This window comes from Bacillus badius NBRC 15713 (assembly GCF_001591605.1).
GTDB classification, from domain to species: Bacteria; Bacillota; Bacilli; order Bacillales; family Domibacillaceae; genus Pseudobacillus; species Pseudobacillus badius.
Map to the genome: position 1 here is coordinate 1 of NZ_BCVF01000100.1, position 1,542 is coordinate 1,542.

The 1,542-nt window shown below is 49.4% G+C and carries 1 protein-coding gene; it reads left to right on the forward strand.

The window, feature by feature from the left end:
- On the forward strand, positions 1 to 1,542 hold a 1,542-nt coding region (pruA, locus tag BBA02S_RS19880; RefSeq protein WP_255211767.1), incomplete at its 5' end, for an L-glutamate gamma-semialdehyde dehydrogenase.

Here is a 1,542-nt window from a genome sequence, read left to right on the forward strand (position 1 = left end):
TTGATTCCATATAAGCATGAACCATTTACTGACTTTTCAAAACCAGAGAACAAGAAAGCATTTGAAGAAGCTCTTCAACTGGTAGAAAACTACCTTGGCCAGGATTATCCGCTTGTGATCGGCGGCGAAAAAATCACGACAGAAGACAAGATTGTTTCTTACAATCCTGCCGATAAAAAAGAAGTGATCGGACGCGTATCCAAAGCAAGCCGCGAGCACGCGGAACAAGCGATGCAAGCAGCTGTGAAAGCGTTTGACTCATGGAAAAAAGTCAAGCCGGAAATCCGTGCCGATGTCTTGTTCAAAGCAGCGGCTATTATCCGCCGCCGCAAGCATGAGTTCTCTGCCCTTCTTGTAAAAGAAGCCGGAAAACCTTGGAATGAAGCAGATGCGGATACAGCAGAAGCTATTGACTTCCTTGAATACTACGGACGCCAAATGCTGCGCATTAAAGATGGCATGCCGGTAGAAAGCCGTCCAGGCGAGTACAACCGTTACGACTATATCCCATTGGGTGTGGGCATTGTCATTTCTCCATGGAACTTCGCGCTTGCGATCATGGCTGGCACAACAGTGGCAGCGCTTGTTACTGGAAACGCAGTTTTATTAAAACCAGCTTCTACTACACCGATCGTGGCAGCAAAATTCATCGAAGTGCTTGAAGAAGCCGGCCTTCCGGCAGGCGTGCTGAACTTCGTACCGGGCAGCGGTGCTGAAGTGGGCGACTTCCTTGTCGACCATCCGAAAACACGCTTTATCTCTTTCACAGGCTCCCGCGATGTCGGCCTGCGCATTTTCGAACGCGCGTCTAAATTAAACGACGGCCAAATCTGGCTGAAGCGCGTGATCTCTGAAATGGGCGGAAAAGACACAATCGTTGTGGACAAAGAAGCAGACCTTGAATTGGCGGCTCAATCCATCGTAAAATCAGCGTTCGGCTTCTCCGGACAAAAATGTTCCGCTTGTTCCCGTGCGGTGATCGTTGAAGACGTATATGATCAAGTCTTGAACCGTGCGGTGGAATTGACAAAAGAATTGACTGTGGGCAACCCGGTAGACAACCATTTCATGGGACCGGTCATCGACCAGGCTTCTTTTGACAAAATCATGAGCTACGTGGAAATCGGCAAAGAAGAAGGCCGCATTGCAGCAGGCGGTACAGGCGACAGCGAAACAGGCTACTTCGTTCAGCCGACAATCGTGGCGGATGTAGATCCGCAAGCCCGCTTAATGCAAGAAGAAATCTTTGGCCCAGTGGTGGCGTTTGCGAAAGCGAAAGACTTTGATCATGCGATCGAAATTGCGAACAACACAGAATACGGCTTAACAGGTGCGGTGATCACCAACAACCGCATGAACATGGAAAAAGCGCGTGAAGACTTCCACGTTGGAAACTTGTACTTCAACCGCGGCTGTACAGGCGCGATTGTCGGCTACCAGCCATTCGGCGGCTTCAACATGTCAGGAACAGACTCTAAAGCCGGCGGTCCGGATTATTTACAGCTTCACATGCAAGCAAAAACAACATCTGAAACGTTCTAA